Below are 16,789 nucleotides of genomic sequence, written 5' to 3'. Positions count from 1 at the left end.
TAAGTGTTTTTTTTATGGAGCAACAAGACAAAATAAATATCAATCAACTCCATTTCCCGTACATACGTTCCATGATAGGATAGAAGATATGAATAATAAAACCAAGCGTACAGGCGACAATCACCGTTCCGACGCCAACTGCTCCATGAAACAGCATGGCTAACGTAATGGCAATCGCTTCGTTCAATAAACGGGAATTTCGTAAATTCAAACCGAACCGTCTATGAATCGCCACCATAAATGTATCCATCGGGCTAGAAGGAAGCTTGGCTTGAAGATAAATGGAGATTCCGATGCCGAGTAGCAATATACCTGTCAGCACAAGAAACAATTGTTGAACAAATCCGTCCGGTTCAAGTGTATTAAGACCGCTCGTGATCCAATAATCAACCATCATCCCGATGACGAAGATGGAGAGTGCAGCTAACCATTGAATGGGCTCCTTTAATAACAGAGCGTTTATACAGATGAGAATACATCCATTAATGAAGATGCATGTCCCGATTGAAAGGTTGAACAAAGTAGATTCACCGACGGCCAGAGCATCCCAGGGAGCCGCCCCCAAATCACCTTTAATAATAAGAGAAACACCTAATGATAATGCCAGTAATCCTATACAGTAAAAAATGAATTTTGCATTCATTCCCCGAATCCTCCGTTCAAAAAAGCTTGTCTAATATATATGTTCACTGAAAAAAATTAGAATGATAATTTGTGTGAGAAAGCCAGAGGTGAGACGTCACATGAAGAAAACTGTCAAGATTTCAATAAGGGAATTAGTAGAGTTCGTGTATAAAGAAGGAAGCATAGATGTCAGGTTTCAAGCCCGTTCTTCCATGACCATAGGAACAAAGCTTCATCAAAAACTACAGAAAGAATACAAAGAAGGTGATGAGAAAGAAGTCTTTCTAAAAGGAGAAAGAGTGGTAGAGGATATTGTCTATCAACTGGAAGGCCGCTGTGATGGGATCCTCTATGAAAACGAGGAAGTAATCGTAGAAGAAATTAAATCAACGGCAAGAACTGTAGCTCAGATCGAAGAAGGTGCCCGTGTCCACTGGGCTCAAGGTGAATGCTACGCTTACTTATTGGCAAAAGAAAAGCAGCTAAAGAATATTGGTGTGCGGCTCACGTACATAGAGGTCGAATCTGAAAAAACGAAGTCTTTCACCCGTACTTATACAATGGAAGAGCTCCAACACATCGTTGACGAGACCCTGGTTGCGTATACTCCATTTGCTTCACTTTTACTCACCAACCAGGAAAACCGAATAAAGAGTATTCCAGACCTGGTATTTCCTTACCCTTCCTATCGGAAAGGGCAAAAAAACCTCGCTGGTGCTGTCTACAAAACGGTTACTGAATCCAAATCTTTGTATACTAATGCGCCGACAGGAACTGGGAAAACCATTTCAACCTTATTCCCGACGATTAAAGCGATGATGAAAGGACATTCAAAGTGGTTTTATGTGACAGCCAAGACCATTACCCGTACTGTTGCAGAGGAGGCGCTTCTTCTTTTAGAACGGGAAGGATTGACACACAGGGCCATTACTATTACGGCAAAAGACAAAATCTGCTTTCAAGAAGAAACGATTTGTCAGAAAGAGTATTGTGAATTTGCGAATGGCTATTATGATCGAATTAACGGGGCGCTCATTGATATATTAACGGAAGAAACCATCATCACACGTCCAATCGTTGAAACATACGCCAGGAAACACCGGGTATGCCCATTTGAATTTTCAATCGACCTCTCCTATTTAGTAGACGGTGTCATCTGTGATTATAACTACATCTTCGACCCGAAGGTTTCATTAAAAAGAATGAGTGATGAAGGTAAGAAAAAGACGACTCTTCTCATTGATGAAGCACATAATCTTGTTGGCAGGGGAAGGGAAATGTATTCAACCACCCTGAGGAAGTCCGATTTTTTAGAAATCAAAAGAATGTATCCGGAATATGTGGCCTTGAAGCAAAGTATTGTCGCAGTTAATAAGCAATTCCTCCGTTTGAAAAAAGAACAAGGAGACGATGTGCGGAATGAGTTGGATGCAGAGTTAGTTGATGTGGTGGAAAGTTTTGTTGAGATAGCAGAAAAATACTTGGGAGAAGCGGAAGGGGATTGGACTGAGGAATTTCTTCAATTGTACTTTGATGCATTAAATTTTGTGAGGATTTCCAACCTCTTTTCTGATGAACATCGCTTTGTGATCAATCAAACGCCTAAAGATGAAGAAGTGAAACTATTTTGCATTGATCCTTCAAAGCTTATTAAACAAATAACGAGGTCGTTTCAATCATCAGTATTTTTCTCAGCTACGCTTCACCCCTTTTCGTACTATTTTCAGCAACTGGGTGGGTGTGAAGAGGATTATCGGTTTCTAATTCCTTCGCCATTTGAAAAAGAACAATGGCAGGTTGGGATTCATCCGATTTCAACCCGGTTTAAGGACAGAGAAAGAACCCTTTCCTCGATCACACGTTCCATTACAGAAGCGTTCAATGAGAATAAAGGAAATTATCTGGTCTTCTTTTCATCGTACGCCTATATGCGGGAAGCCTTCGGGGAAATGAATCAGGATGCAATGAATGCAGAATTCATCATTCAGGAGCCTGATATGAAAGAAGTAGACAGAGAGAAATTTCTAAACGAGTATCAAAGCGACAGAGACTGTCCGGTTATTGGATTTGCCGTATTGGGAGGGATCTTCTCAGAGGGTATCGATCTGAAAGGAGATAGATTAAAGGGTGTAATTGTTGTAGGAGTAGGGCTGCCTCAGCCAAGCAGGGATCATGAAATCATTAAGGACTATTTTAATGAACTGGGGTTAAATGGATTCAATCATACTTATGTCTACCCGGGATTAAATAAAGTATTTCAATCTGGAGGGAGACTCATCCGTTCAGACGAGGATACGGGAGTCCTCAGATTGATCGACGATCGTTATCTGTCACCGAAATACCAGTCATTATTGCTTGAAGAATGGAAGGATTATCGAATCATTACATGAAAAAAGACCGCTGATATAGCGGTCTTTTTTCTTATTAGTTAAAAGAAGGATCCTTTAATAAGCGATCGAATTCTTCAAGGTGATGGGTTTCATCTGCAATCATGTCATCGAGTTTGATGCTAAGCTCAACGAGACCCAATTCTTCTGCTTGCTCTTTACGCTTCTTATAACGTTCGATTGTATCAGCCTCAGCTTTACGACCTTCCTCTAACATTTCCTTCACATCATCTGTTTGTTTAACGGCAGTTGGAGTGGTCGTTGGGTCTCCGCCCAATGTTTTAATTTTTTCGGCTAAGTATAAAGCATGTCCCTGTTCATCCGGGATTTCCTCTTCGAAGAAAGGCTTTAAGATTTGACGATATAAACCACTCACGACAGCAGCGTAGTTTGTGTAAAGTATAACTGCAGCATATTCATTCGCTAAATCTTCATTTAATCCATCGATTAACTCTTTTAATTTTGCGTCATCCATTTGAATACCACCCTTTTATTTATTGTTATATAAAGTATTTACCCGGCAAAGTGAAAAATAAACATTCCGAAATGAATCGAATACCCTTCAAATATTTTGCCTGGAAATGGGGATTCTAATTCTATAAAAGTCAGAGGAGGGATGAGAGTGTCTAAACAGGGAAAAAAGAGTATGGACCAAACATCAGAACAGTTAGCAAAGCAAAAGGCAAAGAATGATGTGGAATTCGGATCTGATATTCAGGTGGGGAATTCAAAAGGCCAAAGTCAGAAAAAAAGTGGTAAACAAGTAAATAAAAAATAAATGACGAATATCTTTTTCCCCGAAAGAAAAACCTATATGTAGAACCAGGAGGTGTAAAGGCATGAGAATTGGTGTTGAACAATCCTTACAAAACGTCGTGCAAGCCTTACGTGAAAAGGGGCATGACGTCGTTGAACTAAAACAGGAAACAGACGCAAATGGCTGTGACTGCTGCGTAGTGACAGGGATGGATTCCAATGTAATGGGGATTCAAAATGTAGCTACTCAAGGATCCGTGATTGAAGCAAGTGGACTAAGTGCTGATGAAGTATGTCAGCAAGTTGAGAGTAGATTACAATAGTAGAAAAAAGAACAGTCATTGATGGCTGTTCTTTTCAATAGCATAGTAATAAGAAAAGTGAGTGCACGATTTTAGGCATTCGAGTGACGTCCGTTTCACTCGCCTTTCAGCATAGTTGAAAGGTCGCTTGAACGAAAAGAACCTCCGGCACAAATGCATTTATGCCGGAGGTTCTTTTCGTTCAGGCGGAAATGAGCCCAAAATCAAATAGTCTAAAATCCATCACCCAATCTGAGCAAGCGGCTGTTTTTTCAAATGCTCTCTCAGTAGGTCAGGTGCTGTTAAAAACAACAGACCATTTCCTTCCAATGTTTTTGAGAATCCGAGCGGAACGGTGCGTTTAATAAGTTGTGCATACACTTCGGTTTCTGAAAGTTTACGGTCAAAAGATACTTGTTCGAATTCTTTAATGAGGGCTAATGCTCCGGACACGTGAGGAGCTGACATGGAGGTACCACTGAGCTTAGCGTACTTTTCACCAGGAATGGTTGACAAAATTTGTTCACCAGGTGCCACTAAGTCGACTTCATTATTGGAATTCGTAAAGTAAGAAGATTTTCTTTGGAGGTCGATAGCTCCTACAGAAATCACTTCATTGTAACAAGCTGGAAAAGAAAACTCATCGGTGCTGCTGTTCGAGTCACCTTCGTTACCTGCTGCACAAACAACTGATATATTTGCATCTACCGCTTTTTGAATCGCTTCGTGAAGAGGCTTGTGGTCGGTGGGGCCTCCCAATGACATGGAGATGATGTCCACCTTTTGTTCGATCGCATACAGAATGCCGTTCACAATCCAATCGTATTTACCACTCCCACGGCTGCCTGCCAGTACTTTAATAACCAATAAATCGGCCAGTGGCGCAACCCCGATTACCCCATCACCATTTTCACTTGCAGCAATCGTACCCGCCACATGGGTACCATGCCCGCTATAATCAGTAACGTTATCTTCAGCACCGTTGTCATCGTCGGTGAAATTGCGGAAACCCCTCACTTTCCCTGCCAGATCCGGATGGTTCATATCGCAGCCTGTATCCAGAACGGCGATTGTCGTCCCTTTTCCTTTGTACCCATTCTTCCACATGCTAGGAGCTTGGATTAAATCAACGCCTTTAGGAATTTCATTTGCATCAACAATCATTTCGTCCATGAAATATGGAATTAACCTAATTTCACCTTGCATATCAATCCCTCCTAAAATAGTACTTCATAATAAAAATCTGAAGTTTCTGAAAATATAACATTTTTTGGACAGAATAAAAAGTGATAATAGTAATAGGGAAATAAAACCAATCATATTTTTTCCTCTTTAAGCATAGGGGAGGGGATTTTTAAAATTTCAAAGATAGTATTCAATGGAAGAATGGGTGAGAACCTCCAGGATAGCAGTCAATATGTCAATCTCATTAGCGGGAATTTAAACAAACGTTTGACTGATAGGATGAACCATTGAGTAGAAAAGGTTTTCAGAGATTAAACAAACGTTTGGTTAAAAAGTGACGTTCTGTTTTTTTCATCATGTCACCCAGACTTTCTACATAAAATGTCTTGAAGGAAGGTGATCCAATGATGAATTATTACCAATATGGCTATCCTGGTTATTCATATTATCGAAACGCTCCTCACATGGCCTTCGCTCAAATACAGGGAGGTCCATTAGCACCAGGATTGCAAGGATATGTTTTTTTTCGGGAAGTGCAAAATGGGGTGGAAGTATATGCAGAGGTAACTGGTTTACCATCATATAAGGAAGGCAAAGGTGATCAAAATCCGATTGGGCCTCATGGATTTCACTTACATGAAAAGGGAGTTTGTGAAATAGGTGATGCAAAGGAACCCTTTTCTTCTGCCGGGGGACATTGGAATCCGACCGATCAGCCTCACGGTAATCATGCGGGTGATTTTCCTGTACTGTTCTCAAACGACGGATACGCAAAAATGTCCTTTTTTACGAATAAATTCAAAGTGAAAGACGTCATAGGCAAAGGGGTCATCATCCATCAAAGCCCGGATGACTACAGATCACAGCCCTCAGGAGATGCGGGGAAACGGCTCGCATGCGGAGTCGTTATGGGGTATGGGATCTAACGAAAAAGGGTTGACCTCTTATTGACAGGTCAACCCTTTTTTATCATCTATTAGAATAGGCCTAATACATCAAGCATTACAATAACGATTAGCAACGGAGCCACAAAACGAATCAGGAAGAACCAGGTTTCGAATAATCCCCGCTTCAATCTACTTCCTTGCTTCAACTCTTCGTAAAGTGCTGTTTTCTTCATTTTCATAGGTACGAACAATGCAATAAGCAGTGCTCCAATCGGAAGCAGCACATTGCTGACAGCGAAATCAGCCAAGTCAAAAACGGTCTTACCGAATAGCGTGATATCTCCAAGTATCCCAAATGATAATGCCGATGGAATACCGACAACAAAGATGGCAAGTCCGATGATCCAAGACCATCTTTTGCGCTTTTCAGGTTCTCCTTTTGAAATGACCGAAACAATGATCTCGAGCATGGAGAACGCGGATGTTAACGCAGCGAACAAGAACAGGACAAGGAATGCAATAAAGAAGAAGATCCCAAAGGGAAGTTGACTGAACACGGTAGGTAAAACATTAAACAGTAGTACCGGGCCCGCCCCAGGTTCTAAATCAAAGGCAAAGACTGCCGGGAAAATGGCCAAGCCTGCTAACAGTACGATGAAGATATTCATAGCCACAATGGATATGGCTGATTTGGGCAGGCTCTGTGTTTTCGGCAGGTAAGAACTATATGTCACCATCACCGATACACCCACACTTAGCGTGAAGAACGATTGTCCCATCGCTTCTAATATCGTTTGTGATGTCACCTTTGAAAAATCAGGTTGCAACAGGAATGTGATTCCATCCATCGCATTATCAAGGGTTACAGCACGAACGACCAAAAGAATAAATAAAATAAATAATGCCGGCATCATAATTTTACTGGCCAGTTCAATCCCTTTTTGAACCCCTTTAGCAACCACGATGATGGTCATCAAGATGAAAAGGAATTGAACAAATACACTTGTTACAGGATTTGAGATCGTTGCACCAAATACTTCTGCGTATTGGTCCGAGGAAAGATTGTTCAATTGACCTGTAATGGCTTTAAATAAATAGACAACAATCCATCCGCCAATCACGCTGTAGAAGGAGAGTAAGATAAAGGATGTAACCATTCCAAGAATCCCGACCCAGTGCCAGCGTGTACCGGGGGAGATTTTTCGATACGCATCAACGGCATTGGTCCCGGCAGTCCGTCCGATGGAGAATTCAGCCAGTAGTAATGGAAGTCCGAGTAATAAAGTAAATAGAATGAAGATCAGGAAGAATGCTCCTCCTCCATTTTGACCAGCGATATAAGGGAATTTCCATATTGCCCCCAATCCAATCGCAGACCCTGCTGCCGCTAATATAAAGCCAATCTTTGATGACCATTGTTCACGTTGACTCATTCTCATTCTCCTTTCTGTTTATTATTGATGTGTGGGGGGCGCTTTCAACCAACATAAAAAAATCGCCCCTACATATCGTAGGGACGATTTGGATATCGCGGTACCACCCTAGTTATGAGAAAACGATTCTCATCACTCTTCACACATAACGGCATTAACCGTCTTTTGATCTCGTCAAAAGAAGCTCCGGAATCGAAATTCACCAATCATTTTTGTACCGGTTCACACCGACCACCGGCTCTCTTTAACAGGGAAATGTTCGCTACTTGTTTCCATCTAAGCTTATTCAATATTAGGTTATACAATTTTTATCATGAAACAAAACAACTTGTCAATGTATTTCGAAAAAGTAGTGAGAATTGTCTGGAATTGTTGGTGGTTTTTGGTGTTGTCAGGAAGTTAGTTGTACCAGGCACGGATGCTTTGAAATGTACCAGGTACAAAAAGGTCAAATTGTACCTGGTACAACAAAATCACTCTCCATGATAACCGCACCTCCATTGAGTTCCCCTTTCTTCTCAAGTAAAATAAAGAAAAAACGTAATGAAAAGGTGTTTTAAATGAAATCATATATTGTTGTTGGAGCTGGAATTCTTGGTGCTTCTACGGCGTATCATCTTGCGAAGGTCGGGGCAGATGTCACAGTAGTGGACCGAAAGGACCCTGGGCAAGCAACCGATGCCGCAGCGGGGATTGTCTGTCCGTGGCTGTCCCAGCGTCGGAATAAAGTGTGGTATCGACTGGCCAAAGGTGGGGCGAAGTATTATCCGGGCATCATTCAGCAGCTGGAAGCAGATGGAGAAACAGAAACAGGGTATAAGCGTGTAGGGGCGATCAGTCTGCATAAAGATGAAAATAAGCTTCGAAAAATGGTGGAGAGAGCGGAAAAACGCCGGGAGGATGCACCTGAAATCGGTGAACTCACTATTCTTACGGCTGAGGAAACACGTCAACATTTCCCACTTTTATCGGAAGAATATCAAGCTGTTCATGTAAGTGGGGCTGCACGAGTGGATGGAAGAGCGATGCGGCAGGCGCTTATAAATGGAGCCAAAAAGAACGGGGCGACATTCCGACAAGGGGATGCCAAGCTTCTGAAAGAACATAACAGGATCACAGGCGTCACAATAGACGAAGAAAAGCTTGAAGCAGATGAAGTGATTGTCACAGCGGGTGTTTGGGCGAAGGAACTTTTTGAGCCACTGGGAATAACCTTTATGGTGTCTTCCCAAAAAGCACAAATTCTTCATTTAGAGGTAAAGGGAGAAGAAACGAGTGGGTGGCCTGTCGTCATGCCGCCGAATGACCAATACCTTCTTGCTTTTCCTGAGGGAAGAGTTGTAGCAGGAGCCACACATGAAAATGATAGGGGGTTCGACCGTCGGGTGACAGCAGGTGGTTTACATGAAGTCCTTCACAAAGCGATTGAAGTAGCACCTGGCATCCATGACAGTACAGTGATTGAAACGAGGGTGGGGTTTCGCCCATTCACTCCCGGTTTCCTCCCCGTTTTCGGAGCGATGCCAGGATTGGATGGGGTGTTGGTAGCGAATGGACTTGGAGCATCTGGACTGACGGTCGGCCCATATCTTGGTTCTGAGCTTGCGAAGCTTGCACTCGGTGAACCTACTGAACTGGATCCTGCTGACTATGATGTAACAGGGGCCATCGAGTAAAGGGAGAAAAAAACACCAGCTCATTTCCCCCTATCTTCTAAGCGTAAGGACCCTTATAATAAAGGGAGCGAATTTTAGTATATAAAGAAAAGGTGTTTACAATATGAGTTTATTATCAGTTCAAAATTTGACTCACGGTTTCGGTGACCGTGCAATTTTTAATGACGTTTCTTTCCGTTTGTTAAAGGGTGAGCATATCGGCTTGATCGGTGCCAATGGAGAAGGAAAGTCTACCTTTATGAATATCATTACAGGAAAGCTTGAGCCCGATGAAGGAAAAGTGGAGTGGGCGAAGCGTATTCGTATCGGCTACTTAGATCAGCATGCGCAGCTGAAGCAGGGAATGACGATTCGAGATGTATTGAAAACAGCCTTTCAATATCTTTTTGACATGGAAACAGAAATGAATGAGTTATTTGCAAAAATGGGTGAGGCAACACCAGAAGAGCTGGAAGGATTGCTGGAAGAAACCGGGACTCTTCAAGACGCCCTTACGAATAATGATTTTTATATTATTGACGCAAAGGTAGAAGAAATTGGGCGAGGTCTGGGATTAGATGATATTGGCTTGGATAAGGATGTTCACGATTTAAGTGGAGGACAAAGAACGAAAGTCTTACTGGCTAAGCTTTTACTGGAAAAACCAGAAATTCTATTACTCGATGAGCCGACCAACTATCTTGACGAGCAGCATATCCAATGGTTAAGACGCTATCTTCAGGAATATGAAAATGCGTTTATCCTGATCTCTCATGATATTCCTTTCTTAAATAGTGTTATTAATCTTATTTATCATATGGAAAATCAAGAGCTGAATCGTTATGCGGGTGATTATCATGAATTCAAACGCGTCCATGAAATGAAGAAGCAACAACTTGAGTCAGCATTCAAGAGACAGCAGCAGGAAATTTCCGAGTTGAAGGATTTCGTTGCCCGTAACAAAGCGCGAGTATCCACTCGAAACATGGCGATGTCCCGTCAGAAGAAGCTGGATAAGATGGACATGATTGAACTGGCTGCCGAAAAGCCGAAGCCTGAGTTTCATTTCAAACAAGCAAGAACCGCCGGCAGGGTTATTTTTGAAACGAAGGATCTTGTGATCGGTTATGATGAACCATTGTCCAAACCACTCAATCTCAAGATGGAACGCGGTCAGAAGATTGCTCTATCTGGAGCAAACGGTATCGGGAAGACGACTCTACTACGAAGTATATTAGGAGAAATCAAACCCATTTCAGGTTCAGTGGAGCTTGGAGACTATCTTTGTATCGGTTATTTTGAACAGGAAATCAAGACAAAAAATAATAACACGTGTATTGAAGAGGTGTGGAATGAGTTCCCATCCTTCAATCAAGCGGAAGTGCGTGCTGCCCTGGCGAAATGCGGCCTGACGACAAAGCATATCGAAAGCAAGGTAGAAGTGCTGAGCGGTGGAGAAAAAGCGAAGGTCCGCCTATGTAAATTGATGAACAAAGAATCGAACGTCCTTGTATTCGACGAACCGACCAACCACTTGGACGTTGAGGCAAAAGAAGAATTGAAACGGGCCCTTAAAGAATACAAAGGCACCGTTCTCTTAATCAGTCACGAACCTGAATTCTATGAGGATGTGGCGACAGAAGTATGGAACTGTGAAAACTGGACGACGAAATTATTCTAATTGTAAAAGCCGATTCCCACGCAAAGACAAGGTGGGAACCGGCTTTTTACGTACATGAATCTACTAAAACAGACTCAAGCGATGAATACCCATTATCCTCCAATCGCAAATCATCAAAACTATGCTTCATATGAAGGTCGATCAGTTCCAACAAAGTTTGCTGATCTTTGTTTTCAATCGCCTTTACCATTTCTTCATGTTCGCGGATACGGACGTTCTCACCTGGTTCCACATGATAAAACACATCAAATAAAAACAGATAGACGTTAGACTGAGTAAGCATTTCATCCATATATCGTATCAGGAATTTATTCCCGCTGACTTCTGCGAGGAATAAATGAAACTGCTTATTGAGCTCGACGTATTTTAAGAGATCCTTTTGTTTGTAGGTTTCCTGTTCATTCTCAAGAAACTCATAAAGCTTTGACATATGTGTTTTTTTTACCTTTGGGAGACCGTATTTTACAGTAAGGAATTCTAGTTCTTTCCTTAATTCAAAGAAAGATATAATCTCTTCTTTTGTAGGATGGACGACAAATGCGCCTCGATTCGGAATGATCTGAACCAGTCCTTCGGCTTCCAGTCGTTTCAACGCATGTCGGATGGGAGTTCTGCTCACATCCATTTTCTCAGAGATGATTTGTTCCACAAGCTGGGTTCCCGGAGCAATCTTTCTGGCAAGTAAGGCATCTTTCAGTTGCCCATACACTCTAAACTCTGCGGTTTGTCTCTTCTTCACGTTCATCATCCATTCAATCTATTATTTCATAATGTCTATCATATACGAAAAAGAGGCTGATCCAAAATCAGGTGTCTCCAAATTCCTAATATGACACCTGACCAGATCAGCCTTTTAAGCAAATGATTTAAAATTCTGTCCCCAAATTTCGTTCATGCTGTGTACGGTGATAAATGCTTTATCATCGGTTGATTGAATATATGATTTCAATTTCGAGAATTCTTTACGACCAAGAATGGTTGTGATGACTTCTTTTTGGTCATCTGAAAAAGCACCTTTTGCTGAATGGAGAGTGGCACCTTTTTCAAGGTCTCCGACGATAAACTGCTTAATTTCCTCACTGTGTTCGCTGATGATCACCACTTCTTTGTTTTCATTGAAAAATTGAAGGGTCCGGTCAATCATCATTCCTTTTAATAACAATCCAAAGAATGCATACAATCCGATTTGCAGTCCGAAGAACCAGGCAGATGAAATGACAATTAGAATATCCGAAGCGAGTACTGCCCATCCGAGCTCAAGACCAGTGAACTTGTGAATAATCTTCGCAAGAACCCCCGTTCCCCCGGCAGAAGCTTCTTGGTTAAAGATCATGGCGACACCAATGGCCCCAATAAGCGTGCCAATCACAATTTGGATGAGAACGTCATGGCCAATGGGATTATGGAGGGGATGATATACCTCTAAAGCCCATACCATGCCACTTAGTGAGAGGCTTGCGAAGACCGACTTCAGACCGAAGCTGGGGCCAATCAGAAGTAAGCCGAGAATAAATAAAATCATATCAAGTGTAAACATAATCACACCAACAGGTAAGTCCATGAATTGTGATAGAACGATACCCGCCCCACTGGTTCCGCCTGTACCAACCTTATTTGGTGATAAGAAAAAATGTATATTCAACGCAATCAAGAAAGCGCCAAGAGCGATGTTTAATAAGGATTGAACTTGTTTCATCATGGAGCAAGCTCCTTTCAATAACCGTAGTTAGAAAAACAATCAACCCGATTATAAAGAGTGAAAACTGCGATGTGAATGGTAAATTCCCATGTAAGCATTTACGTATAAAAGTTTTTATTATGGATTTTTTCTGACTTTTTTTGAACGGATTTGGGGAGGGAAAATCGTTGACTTTTTTACCTAACCTAATTAATATTTAAATAGATTAAATATTAATGATATGAAAAGAAATGGAGGAGCAAGATGGACTCGAAGCATATCCAGCATTCTTATATAGATCGATTGTTCCATGCATTTCAAATCTCGAACAGACATATTCAACAAGATCTGACTTCTACATTAAAAGAAATGAATTTAACAGGTCCTCAGTTTTACATTCTTTATCTCCTATCTGCATCAGAAGGTACAAAATCGACGGAGCTTGCAGATAGGTTGGACGTAAAGCCCAGTGCGATTACGGTCATGATCGACCGATTACTCAAAAATGACTTTGTCATCCGGGAAAGGGATGAAAAGGACCGACGGATCGTAAAACTGGATCTAACAGCAGCGGGGCGTGAGGTTTTTGAGAAGGCGAAAGCCAAAAGAAGAGAAATTTTTTCCCGTTATCTGGCTTTTCTTGATGAAGAAGATGTCAATCAACTTGTCATGATATATGAAAAGCTCGCTTTAGCCGTGGAAAATAAAACAACAGAAGAATGAGGAGAGAAACATATTATGTCAGTACAACCAGGAATCAATAAACGCTTAGTTCTGACCGGCTTGATTATCGGAATGTTCTTTAGTGCCCTTGAACAAACCGTAGTAGGAACAGCAATGCCAACGATCATTGCTGAATTGAACGGTTTTTCCATTTTTGCGTGGGTGACCACGGCTTATCTGATTACTTCTACTACCGTTACTCCAATTGTAGGGAAGCTATCGGATTTATATGGCAGGAGATTATTGTATTTAATCGGAGTCATCATTTTTATTATTGGATCAGGATTGTGTGCAACGGCCACTTCCATGGAACAGCTTGTGTTATATCGTGGTCTTCAAGGGATTGGTGGAGGAATGATTATGCCTCTATCCCAAACGATCATTGGGGATATCTTCACGGCTGAGCAGCGTGCCAAGTGGCAGGGGGTCTTTGGAGCGCTATTCGGCTTAAGCTCCGTTATCGGTCCATTTATTGGAGGCTTTATTGTTGATACAATCAGCTGGCACTGGATTTTCTTAATTAACGTCCCATTTGGTTTATTATCAGCGCTTCTATTGTTCATCGGTTTGAAGTATGAAAACGTTGGACGCACGACAGAGAAGGTGAGTATTGATTATTTAGGGATCATTACCCTGATCCCAGCGTTAGTACTTTTACTTATAGGATTAAATTTCGGGGGCGACAAATTCGAGTGGGCGTCAGGAACAAGCTTTACGATTTTTGGTGGTTCCATCGTGTTACTGCTTCTGTTTGGTTTCATCGAAAACAAAGCAAAAGAACCAATCTTGGATCTAAGCCTGTTTAAAAATAGAGTGTTTGCGACGACGAATGCGTTAGGTTTCCTGCTTGGACTTGGAATGTTCGGAGCGATTATGTTTGTACCGATGTTCATGCAGGGAATTCTTGGGGTTACACCTACTCAAGCAGGTTCTACCATGACTCCAATGATGATCTCGATGATTATGGCAAGTATCATCGGAGGCAGATTATTACTGAAACTGAAATACCGCACCGTCCTTACAGCAGGTATGCTCACTACTGTAGTCGGCTTTTTCTTGATGAGTACGATGGGGCCGGATTCTAAAGAATATACAGCATACTTTTTTATGGTGGTCATGGGATTTGGAATGGGATTGGTGATGCCAACACTTATGATTGCTGTTCAAAATGAATTCCCTAAGTCCCGATTGGGGGCTGTCACATCATCGGCAACCTTCTTCCGTTCAATCGGCGGAACGATTGGGATTACAGTATTGAACGCCGTAATGAATCAATCACTTCAAGAGAATATGAAGGAAGTGACGGCACAGCAGGATAATCCAGCTGCAAGTCAGATCCTTGCAGGGTTAAGTGAGAAAACAGATGCCCTGTTCGGACTGCTTGTAACACCAGGTTTATTGGAAGTTCCGAAAGAGATTGGCAGCATCGTCATTGCTTCCATTGAAACAGCATGGTCTGATGCTTTCACAACTGTATTCTTAACAGGTTTAATCTTCATCGCGATTGGCGTGGGAGTGGCCCTTTCAGTCGGTAATGGAAGAATCAAACGAGATAAAGAGTTGCAGGAAGAAGCGCTCAAAGAGGAGACAACGTTTAAACCGGCTACTGAATAATAACAAAAAGCTTGCTTTGAAATTCAAAGCAAGCTTTTTATTAGTTGTTTTTTTCGACCTAGATTGAGATAAGTAAGCATCCTATACGAGAAAATCGATATTTTTGTAGAAAAAGACTCTCAGAAAGAGTATTACACAATCATATTACTCACTTATCAAAAAAATCGATATTTTAGTTGGTTCATAGAAACTTACGTTAGGATAACGGCGAAATCTCACTTTTATCAGCGAAATTCTAAATATAACGGCGAAACGGATTCTCACGCCGATAAAAACACTCTATGCCCTACATCCAAGAAGGATCCCTTTCCGCAAGCTCGCTTTTCACCTAGCCGCCACCGAATTTGCTTTGATGAAATTTTCTGAAAATATATTGACAATTTCCAGCAGAAACGTTATCTTTTGAGTAGATAAATATAACACATAATTACATAAACGAATTAATAACGTTATATAAATATATTTTTATATAGTGTCAGGAGGCCGATACGTTGATTTTGCATGAGATTGAAACTGCCAGTCGATCGCAAATGGAACGCCTTCAACTAGAGAGATTACAACATATTGCTGCTTATGTGTATGAACGAGTCCCTTTTTACCGTGAACAATTTGACCTGAGAAGTCTGAAGCCACAGGATATAAAGTCTTTGTCAAACCTTAAAATGTTACCGCTTACAAAAAAGAAGGATTTAAGGGAGCATTACCCTTTTGGCCTGTTCGCAGTCAAGCGTGAAGAAATGGTAAGGGTCCATGCATCTTCCGGAACAAGTGGCAAGCCAACGGTTGTAGGGTATACCCAGAACGATATCAACATGTGGGGAGAAATTGTGGCCCGGGCCATTTCCATGTCAGGTGGAAAACCGGGGGACGTCCTGCATAATGCATATGGATACGGACTATTCACAGGTGGTTTGGGGCTGCATTATGGAAGTGAGAAGCTGGGGATGATCACGGTGCCGGTATCGGGTGGAAACATGTCCAGACAAATCACTTTATTGGAAGACTTTCAGCCCACGGTCATATGCGGCACGCCCTCTTACGTTCTCAATTTAGCAGAATCAATGGAGGCACAGGGGAAGGAGCCGGCTTCACTATCTTTACGATATGGAATATTCGGGGCCGAGCCCTGGTCGAATACGATGAGAGAAACATTGGAAAGAAAGCTGAATATTAAAGCGTGTGACATATATGGCTTAAGTGAAGTCATCGGCCCTGGGGTTGCCATGGAATGTCACGAAGCACAGGATGGCCTTCATATTGCAGAGGATCATTTTCTCGTGGAAGTCATTCATCCTGATACATTAGAGCCGCTGCCGGAGGGGGAAGTCGGGGAACTTGTCTTTACGAGCTTAACGAAGGAAGCCTTTCCAATTATCCGCTATAGAACCGGAGATATCGCTTCGGTTCAGCAAGGAACATGCTCATGTGGACGAACGACAGTGAAGATGTCTCGTGTTAAGGGAAGAGTGGATGACATGCTCATCATCAGGGGAGTGAACGTGTTTCCATCTGAAATGGAACACTTCCTGCTTCAGATAAGTGAGCTTGCGCCACATTATCAGGTTCACTTAAAGAAAAAAGGGGCACTCGATTTGGTGGAGCTGCAGGTTGAGGTCACGGATGAATACTACCAAGGAATGTCTCAAGATTTAAAACATGAAGGAATCAATCAATTGGAAGCAAAAGTGAAATGCCTCATGAAAGAGCGATGCTATGTTTCCATGGATGTGAAAATCAGGGGCCCGAAAGAAATCCCCCGTTCAGAAGGAAAAGCCATTCGGATTGTGGATCTTAGAGGAGAAGCCATGTTTCAATAAAATTTTTTGAGAAAAATAGTTATCACACAATACAGTTCCCGCGTAGT

The 16,789-nt window shown here is 41.9% G+C and carries 15 protein-coding genes and 1 other annotated feature; of the genes, 9 read left to right on the top strand and 6 right to left on the bottom strand.

Annotation, left to right across the window (positions count from 1 at the left end; genetic code table 11):
* Positions 1–43: 43 nt before the first annotated feature.
* Positions 44–643: a YczE/YyaS/YitT family protein gene (locus AC6CIB_RS10490; RefSeq protein WP_498280330.1), complete on the bottom strand. Its 600-nt coding sequence runs from the start codon at positions 641–643 to the stop codon at positions 44–46.
* Positions 644–743: 100 nt separating this feature from the next.
* On the opposite strand from AC6CIB_RS10490, the gene AC6CIB_RS10485 reads away from it, so the two are divergent.
* Positions 744–3,014 (top strand): ATP-dependent DNA helicase, encoded by a 2,271-nt coding sequence (locus AC6CIB_RS10485; protein ID WP_498280328.1) that lies wholly within the window; start codon positions 744–746, stop codon positions 3,012–3,014.
* 34 nt (positions 3,015–3,048) lie between these two features.
* Here the strand turns inward: AC6CIB_RS10485 and AC6CIB_RS10480 are convergent, their stop codons facing one another.
* Positions 3,049–3,486: a ferritin-like domain-containing protein gene (locus tag AC6CIB_RS10480; RefSeq protein ID WP_498280326.1), complete on the bottom strand. Its 438-nt coding sequence runs from the start codon at positions 3,484–3,486 to the stop codon at positions 3,049–3,051.
* Positions 3,487–3,633: 147 nt separating this feature from the next.
* Between AC6CIB_RS10480 and AC6CIB_RS10475 the strand changes: the two genes are divergently transcribed.
* Together AC6CIB_RS10475 and AC6CIB_RS10470 are read left to right on the top strand one after the other, a co-directional pair.
* Complete coding sequence (locus AC6CIB_RS10475) at positions 3,634–3,789, top strand: hypothetical protein (RefSeq protein ID WP_187443187.1); 156 nt, start codon at positions 3,634–3,636, stop codon at positions 3,787–3,789.
* Between the two features lie 61 nt (positions 3,790–3,850).
* Complete coding sequence (locus AC6CIB_RS10470; protein ID WP_113968558.1) at positions 3,851–4,090, top strand: YkuS family protein; 240 nt, start codon at positions 3,851–3,853, stop codon at positions 4,088–4,090.
* 222 nt (positions 4,091–4,312) lie between these two features.
* On the opposite strand, the gene AC6CIB_RS10465 is transcribed toward AC6CIB_RS10470, so the two are convergent.
* Complete coding sequence (locus tag AC6CIB_RS10465; protein WP_498280324.1) at positions 4,313–5,275, bottom strand: S8 family peptidase; 963 nt, start codon at positions 5,273–5,275, stop codon at positions 4,313–4,315.
* Between the two features lie 386 nt (positions 5,276–5,661).
* Between AC6CIB_RS10465 and AC6CIB_RS10460 the strand changes: the two genes are divergently transcribed.
* On the top strand, positions 5,662–6,180 hold the full coding sequence (locus AC6CIB_RS10460) for a superoxide dismutase family protein (protein WP_498280571.1): 519 nt from the start codon (positions 5,662–5,664) through the stop codon (positions 6,178–6,180).
* Between the two features lie 50 nt (positions 6,181–6,230).
* On the opposite strand, the gene AC6CIB_RS10455 is transcribed toward AC6CIB_RS10460, so the two are convergent.
* Complete coding sequence (locus AC6CIB_RS10455) at positions 6,231–7,574, bottom strand: sodium-dependent transporter (protein ID WP_498280323.1); 1,344 nt, start codon at positions 7,572–7,574, stop codon at positions 6,231–6,233.
* 76 nt (positions 7,575–7,650) lie between these two features.
* Positions 7,651–7,862, bottom strand: a binding site (T-box leader).
* A 272-nt stretch (positions 7,863–8,134) separates the two neighbouring features.
* Here AC6CIB_RS10455 and AC6CIB_RS10450 point away from each other — a divergent pair.
* Together AC6CIB_RS10450 and AC6CIB_RS10445 are read left to right on the top strand one after the other, a co-directional pair.
* Entirely contained in the window at positions 8,135–9,250 is a 1,116-nt protein-coding gene (locus AC6CIB_RS10450; protein WP_498280321.1) for an NAD(P)/FAD-dependent oxidoreductase, read from the top strand.
* Positions 9,251–9,353: 103 nt separating this feature from the next.
* Positions 9,354–10,910: an ABC-F family ATP-binding cassette domain-containing protein gene (locus tag AC6CIB_RS10445; protein ID WP_498280320.1), complete on the top strand. Its 1,557-nt coding sequence runs from the start codon at positions 9,354–9,356 to the stop codon at positions 10,908–10,910.
* Positions 10,911–10,956: 46 nt separating this feature from the next.
* Here AC6CIB_RS10445 and AC6CIB_RS10440 read toward each other — a convergent pair whose 3' ends face one another.
* Together AC6CIB_RS10440 and AC6CIB_RS10435 are read right to left on the bottom strand one after the other, a co-directional pair.
* Positions 10,957–11,649, bottom strand: a complete 693-nt coding sequence (locus tag AC6CIB_RS10440; protein ID WP_498280318.1) for a GntR family transcriptional regulator — start codon at positions 11,647–11,649, stop codon at positions 10,957–10,959.
* Between the two features lie 114 nt (positions 11,650–11,763).
* Positions 11,764–12,609, bottom strand: a complete 846-nt coding sequence (locus tag AC6CIB_RS10435) for a YitT family protein (protein WP_498280317.1) — start codon at positions 12,607–12,609, stop codon at positions 11,764–11,766.
* A gap of 243 nt (positions 12,610–12,852) precedes the next feature.
* On the opposite strand from AC6CIB_RS10435, the gene AC6CIB_RS10430 reads away from it, so the two are divergent.
* From AC6CIB_RS10430 to AC6CIB_RS10420, 3 genes are all read left to right on the top strand, one after another.
* Positions 12,853–13,311, top strand: coding sequence for a MarR family winged helix-turn-helix transcriptional regulator (locus tag AC6CIB_RS10430; protein ID WP_498280315.1), 459 nt, complete (start codon positions 12,853–12,855; stop codon positions 13,309–13,311).
* Positions 13,312–13,326: 15 nt separating this feature from the next.
* Positions 13,327–14,925: an MDR family MFS transporter gene (locus tag AC6CIB_RS10425; protein ID WP_498280313.1), complete on the top strand. Its 1,599-nt coding sequence runs from the start codon at positions 13,327–13,329 to the stop codon at positions 14,923–14,925.
* 491 nt (positions 14,926–15,416) lie between these two features.
* Positions 15,417–16,742, top strand: coding sequence for a phenylacetate--CoA ligase family protein (locus AC6CIB_RS10420; RefSeq protein WP_498280311.1), 1,326 nt, complete (start codon positions 15,417–15,419; stop codon positions 16,740–16,742).
* Positions 16,743–16,789: the final 47 nt, after the last annotated feature.

It is taken from the genome of Rossellomorea sp. GQ25, from assembly GCF_059758515.1.
This window is presented reverse-complemented; position numbering and strand designations above follow the sequence as displayed.

What these genes read in the sequence shown, in the direction of transcription:
- AC6CIB_RS10460 (WP_498280571.1), top strand. Translation starts at nt 5,662, where the DNA reads ATGAATTATTACCAATATGGCTATCCTGGTTATTCATATTATCGAAAC.
- AC6CIB_RS10480 (WP_498280326.1), bottom strand. Translation starts at nt 3,486, where the DNA reads ATGGATGACGCAAAATTAAAAGAGTTAATCGATGGATTAAATGAAGAT.
- AC6CIB_RS10445 (WP_498280320.1), top strand. Translation starts at nt 9,354, where the DNA reads ATGAGTTTATTATCAGTTCAAAATTTGACTCACGGTTTCGGTGACCGT.
- AC6CIB_RS10430 (WP_498280315.1), top strand. Translation starts at nt 12,853, where the DNA reads ATGGACTCGAAGCATATCCAGCATTCTTATATAGATCGATTGTTCCAT.
- AC6CIB_RS10455 (WP_498280323.1), bottom strand. Translation starts at nt 7,574, where the DNA reads ATGAGTCAACGTGAACAATGGTCATCAAAGATTGGCTTTATATTAGCG.
- AC6CIB_RS10425 (WP_498280313.1), top strand. Translation starts at nt 13,327, where the DNA reads ATGTCAGTACAACCAGGAATCAATAAACGCTTAGTTCTGACCGGCTTG.
- AC6CIB_RS10435 (WP_498280317.1), bottom strand. Translation starts at nt 12,609, where the DNA reads ATGATGAAACAAGTTCAATCCTTATTAAACATCGCTCTTGGCGCTTTC.
- AC6CIB_RS10450 (WP_498280321.1), top strand. Translation starts at nt 8,135, where the DNA reads ATGAAATCATATATTGTTGTTGGAGCTGGAATTCTTGGTGCTTCTACG.
- AC6CIB_RS10485 (WP_498280328.1), top strand. Translation starts at nt 744, where the DNA reads ATGAAGAAAACTGTCAAGATTTCAATAAGGGAATTAGTAGAGTTCGTG.
- AC6CIB_RS10490 (WP_498280330.1), bottom strand. Translation starts at nt 643, where the DNA reads ATGAATGCAAAATTCATTTTTTACTGTATAGGATTACTGGCATTATCA.
- AC6CIB_RS10470 (WP_113968558.1), top strand. Translation starts at nt 3,851, where the DNA reads ATGAGAATTGGTGTTGAACAATCCTTACAAAACGTCGTGCAAGCCTTA.
- AC6CIB_RS10465 (WP_498280324.1), bottom strand. Translation starts at nt 5,275, where the DNA reads ATGCAAGGTGAAATTAGGTTAATTCCATATTTCATGGACGAAATGATT.